5 protein-coding genes are annotated in these 4,955 nt (G+C 65.0%); all 5 read right to left on the bottom strand.

The genetic code is table 11. The features are described 5' to 3' along the window. On the bottom strand, positions 1-217 hold a 217-nt coding region (locus tag M3498_10625; protein MDQ3459735.1), incomplete at its 3' end, for an alkaline shock response membrane anchor protein AmaP. 34 nt (positions 218-251) lie between these two features. Then, positions 252-1,283, bottom strand: a complete 1,032-nt coding sequence (locus tag M3498_10620; GenBank protein MDQ3459734.1) for a tripartite tricarboxylate transporter substrate binding protein — start codon at positions 1,281-1,283, stop codon at positions 252-254. A 271-nt stretch (positions 1,284-1,554) separates the two neighbouring features. Continuing rightward, a complete protein-coding gene (locus tag M3498_10615; protein ID MDQ3459733.1) occupies positions 1,555-2,733 on the bottom strand; it encodes an N-acetylglucosamine-6-phosphate deacetylase in 1,179 nt (392 codons plus the stop codon). Between the two features lie 11 nt (positions 2,734-2,744). Next, positions 2,745-3,812 carry a Gfo/Idh/MocA family oxidoreductase gene (locus M3498_10610; protein MDQ3459732.1) on the bottom strand — a complete coding sequence of 356 codons (1,068 nt, stop codon included), beginning with the start codon at positions 3,810-3,812 and terminating at the stop codon, positions 2,745-2,747. A 1-nt stretch (position 3,813) separates the two neighbouring features. Further along, positions 3,814-4,905, bottom strand: a complete 1,092-nt coding sequence (locus M3498_10605; GenBank protein ID MDQ3459731.1) for a dihydrodipicolinate synthase family protein — start codon at positions 4,903-4,905, stop codon at positions 3,814-3,816. Positions 4,906-4,955 lie beyond the last annotated feature (50 nt).

Here is a 4,955-nt window from a genome sequence, read left to right as displayed (position 1 = left end):
TGACGGGGGCGGACCCGGCGAGCGCCCGGCTCGAGCGCAGCAGCATGATGAGACCGAACAGCACCAGGGCGGCGGCGATGAAGGCCGGCACGAGCCCAGGAACCGTATACGGGTTGACGCCGAGATGCTCGAAGCGCGGCATGCGCCAGGCCTCTGCCATCACGCCGAGGCCAAAGGCGACGAGCACCAGTGAGATGTACATGTCCACTCTAGCCATCGCTGGTGCTCGCCTCGCTCACGTAATCTTGCGCCTAGGGCCGCTCGATACCCACGGTATCGGGTGAGATGGGCGCTTGACCGCTATCGAAAAGCGTCCAGGCTTGGCTCCTGACTCTGGTCATGCCCCTTTCCTGCGCTTCCTCGCCGTAGTAAGGCGTGAACAGCGCGCCCCTCTCCAGGGCGTAATCCCTGAGCGCCTCGGACTGGCTGATCCGCTCCTCCCAGATCCTTTCCACCGTCTCCACGACCTCGTCCGGCACGCCCCGGGGAACCCAGATGCCGAAGTAGTTGGTGGCGATTTCCAAGTCGGGGATCCAGTCGGTGATCGGCGGGATTTGCCCGTCATACCCTTCGATCTCGAGGGGCTCGGTGCTGACGACGGCCAGGGGACGGATCCTGCCGCCACGGATCATTTCCGCCTGTTCGACGGCGAGCTGGGTGGTGACCTCGGTCTCGCCGGACACGGTGGCGATCACCGCAGGGTTGCCGCCATCATAGGTGACGTGGCGGTATTCGACTCCCGTCGCCTGACTGATCGCCTCCATGGCGTTGTGCCCGGCGGAGGACAGCCCGGCGGTCGCGACCGAAATCTGATCGGGCCTTTCCCTCATGGCCTCGAGCAGGCCTCCGAAATCCTGGTACGGGGTATTGGCGTTGACCCCGACGACCTCGACGTTGGCGACCGTCAGGAAGATGTGCCAGTCCTCCAAGCTGGTGTCGAGCATGTCGAGCACCGCATAGGTGCCGAGGTCGCCGGCCGCGCCTGCCGCCCAGGTATAGCCGTCGCGGGCGGCGCCAAGCGCGTTGGTCGTGCCGATCGAGCCCGAGGCTCCCGGCTGGTTGACGACCACCACGCTTTGCCCGAGAGCCGCCTCGAGGTCGGCAGCCAAGATGCGCGTCATCTGGTCGGTCGAACCGCCGGCGGCCCACGGCACGATGATGGTGATGGGCCTGTCCGGTTGCCAGGAATAGTCTTGAGAGTCTTGAGCCGCCGTGTCTTGAGCTGCCGCCATGAGCAGCAGGCTCGCCAGGATGACCGTCGCTAGGGTTGGGATTCGCTTCATGTCTCACCTCCAGGAAATGGGTCGTGTAAGGAGTGGGGGGACGCTCGAAGAAGATATGCCCTCCTCTCAGCCGGACGGTGTTGCGGTTACGTTCACTACACCTCGGCAACAGGGACAAGATCCCTTTTCGCTGGCCCTGCCTCTTGCTCGGCCCTGTCAGCCTGTTGGTTTAAGATCACGGAAGACATGGGCGCACAAGTTGCGGTCTGTCCGACATTCTCAATCATAACGCAAATTCATCCCTCGTCAACGCGGCCGGATCCCGGCGCCTTCAGGAGGATGATTTCTCACCGCGAAGATCCTTGCTGAGATGACGGACGCTGCCGCCGACGACCGTCGCTTTGACCTTTAGACCCTGCTCGTCCCACTCGAGAAGCGTGAAGGTCTTGTGGCTAAAAACCTCGAGCGACAGTGGCGTGGCCAGGCGTAAGAGGAGACTGGGGTGGTGCGAGGCCATGTCCAGCGCCACCGCTTGGTCAAGACCCGCAAACATGGCTACATTATGGATGGCCTCAGGTAGTTGAAGGGCCGAACCGGCCAGATAATCCGTACCGGCAAGGCGCACGCTACCCTCGGATGTGAGCTCGATGTCCGCGCCGGCAAATACGTAGCGTCCTGCCGGCAGACCCGCGACAGCAGCTGCGTCCGAGATGAGCAGGCACCGCTCTGCTCCCTTGGCGCGCACCATGGCCTTGACGACCGAAGGTGGGAGGTGATGGCCATCGACGATGAGGCTGGCCCACAGCCCGTCTTCGGCAAGTTGCTCCCAAAGGTAATTGGGGTGGCGCCTGAGCAGGGCGTGGGTGGCGTTGCCCAGGTGCGTGGAAAGCATGGCCCCTGCCGTCACCGCATTCTTTATGTCCTCAGCACCGGCGTCGGTGTGGCCGATGGCAATAAGGACGCCCTCCGCGCGCAGGGCGCGGATGAAGGGCGGCGCGCCCGGAAGCTCCGGCGCCAGGGTCATCAGGCGAATCATGCCGCCTGCCGCTTCCTGCCACGCGGCGAATTCCCTTTGCGAGGGCGGCCGGACGTGGACGCGCGGGTGGGCGCCGCGGGGTCCGTCCTCCGCGGCGATGTAAGGACCTTCCAGATGGATGCCGGGAAGGCTCCCTGCCAGCACAGGGTCTTTCGCCAGCGCGCATATGAGCTCGAGGCTCTGCCGTGTACTCGCGAAGCTGCCCGTGACGATGGTGGGGAAGAAGTAGGCTACCCCCTGCTCCCAGAGGGCCCGCGCGACCCTTCTTAGGCTGCCTGGGCTCAGGCTTGGCGGTGACGAAAAATCAGTGCCGAACTGCCCGTTGACCTGGAGGTCGACAAAAGCGGGCGCGAAGAGAAGTGAGGTCGAGGCGTCTTCTTCCCCGCGGCGCACGACATCGACCTCATCATCTCTGAAGCTGACGGTTACTGCTTCACCCGTGCGGTAATCGCGGCAGCTGAGGTTTAGGGACATGGCCGTTCCGGTCATGGTGTCGTTAAGGTCACAGGCTTCTTCGTCTGGGCCGCCCGGTAGATGGCTTCGACCAGCGCGACCGACCGTAGCCCCTCGCGGCCATCGACCAGGGGGGCCGCGTCCGTTTCGATGGCTTGAAGGAAGTCATGTATCTGCCGGCGGTGATTGTCAAAGGACATCGCCATGGGGTCGGCGAAGGTGCCGGACGCCTGGCCTGAATAGCGCCGGAGCACCTCGGCCTGCTCACCGTCTGTGAGGTCGGCGAGCTGCCACAGGTCGACGCCGTCATCCTTCATGCGCACGGTTCCCGCCGTGCCGTGAAGCTCGAGCACTTTGGGCTGGCCTGGATAGAGCGAGGTGGCGGCGCTGATGCTGCCAAGGGCGCCGCTTTCAAAGCGTAGGACGGCCACGAGGGTGTCCTCGACCTCGAGCCGCTCGTGGTTGAGGGTGGCCGTGTAGGCGAAGACCTCCGCCACCGGGCCCAGCAACCAGAGCAGCAGGTCGAGTTGGTGAATCGCCTGGTTCATCAGGGCCCCGCCGCCGTCCAAGGCCCAGGTGCCCCGCCACGCGGCCGAGTCGTAGTAGGCCTGCGAGCGATACCACTTCACGTAGGCGTCCCCCTGCAGCATACGGCCAAGCCTTCCCTCCTCGACCGATCTCTTGAGGTGCTGGTGGGCGTCCGAGAAGCGGCTCATGAAGATGGTCGCCAGCTTCACACCGGCCGCGTCGGCCGCCCTTACGATGGCCTGCGCCCTCTCGACCGTGACCTCGAGCGGTTTTTCGATGATAATGTGGCGGCCCGCCCTGGCGGCCGCCAGCGCCGGCTCGAGGTGGGCTCCGCTCGGCGTCGTGACGCAGACGACCTCGACTTCCGGGTCCAAGAGCATGCTGGCCACGTTGGGATACGCTTTGACCTGGTGCTGCTTGACCTGCTGGTGCTGGCGCGCCGCCGCCTCGGCCTTCTCGGGCGAATGACTCGTCACACCCATCAGCCGCGCATTGGGCAGTTTATCGATGGCGTCCAGATGCGCCTTGGCGATACTGCCGAGTCCGACCACCCCGAAACCAAAGGTGCGCACCTCAAGAGCTCCGTACCGGCAAGGACTCACTCAGCCAGCGGTCCCGGCCTTCTTCGACAAAGGCGTCGTCGCTTAACTGCGGGTAGTCGCTGTAGACGCGGTCGATCTCCTGCGCCTGGCCCGGCGACAGCGTCTCTTCAGGATCGAGGCACCACCTTCCCACCAGCAGGCCTTGGCGTCGCAGCACCTCGTGGATGCCGGGGATGCAGCCACGAAATCCGTTGGCGGCGTCAAAAATCGCGGCGTTCGCGTCCGTCCACGCTACGTTGCGCGCGAGCCACTCCAGGTCTAAAGCCCCGCCTTGTCGGCGGAGCCGCTTGACCTCCTCGAGCAGTTCCACCGCGCGCCTCGTCCACACCGCCCACTGGCCGAGCAGACCGCCCACAATGTGTTTCTCGACGATTCGGCCATCGATCCGGAAGCGGTAGGGGGTGAGCAAGTCGGCGATGATGGTATCGTCGTTGCCGGTGTAGAGGGCGATGGCGTCACGGCGGTCCGAAGCGCACACCGCCCGGACCACGTCGAGCGTCCCATACCGGTCAAATGGCGCGATCTTGATGGCCGTCACGCCGTCGATGTCGCTAAACGCCCGCCAGAACGCGTAGCTCAAGACCCGCCCGCCGACCGTAGGCTGCAGATAGAAACCAAAGACGGGTATGACCTGGACGATCGCTCGAGCCCGCTCGAGCAGCGCCTCTTCAGGCGAGTCCCCCAAACCAGCCATGCTCAGGAGGCCCAAGTCGTACCCTAGCGAAGTGGCGAGTTCCGCTTCGGCCAGCGCTTGTTCGGTAGGCCCGCAAAGGCCCGCCACCTTGAGGATGGGGCGCCCTGAGGCCACCTCCGCGACCGTCTCGGCAGCGAGCGCCAGGACCGGCTCGAGGAGGGCGACCTTCGGGTCGCGAATGGCGAACTGCGTGGTGTGAACGCCGACGGCTATGCCGCCGGCCCCCGCCTCGAGGTAGTAACGGGTGAGTGCCCGCTGGCGCCGCTCGTCGAGCCGCCGCCGCTCGTCCAGGGCCAGAGGGTGAGCTGGAATGACGGTGCCGTCAAAGAGCAGGGTCTGCTGCGCGGCTGTGAGCGCCGGTGCTTTCATGGGCTAGAACTTCCCTTCCCGCTCCTGAAAGTGCGTGGGTTTGCCGAGAG

This window comes from Deinococcota bacterium, from assembly GCA_030858465.1.
GTDB lineage: Bacteria > Deinococcota > Deinococci > Deinococcales > Trueperaceae > JALZLY01.
The sequence above is the reverse complement of the archived record's forward strand: the minus strand, read 5'-3'. Positions and strand labels throughout refer to the sequence as shown.

Coding starts and splice junctions, on each gene's coding strand:
- M3498_10605 (MDQ3459731.1), bottom strand. CDS start 4,905: ATGAAAGCACCGGCGCTCACAGCCGCGCAGCAGACCCTGCTCTTTGAC.
- M3498_10620 (MDQ3459734.1), bottom strand. CDS start 1,283: ATGAAGCGAATCCCAACCCTAGCGACGGTCATCCTGGCGAGCCTGCTG.
- M3498_10615 (MDQ3459733.1), bottom strand. CDS start 2,733: ATGTCCCTAAACCTCAGCTGCCGCGATTACCGCACGGGTGAAGCAGTA.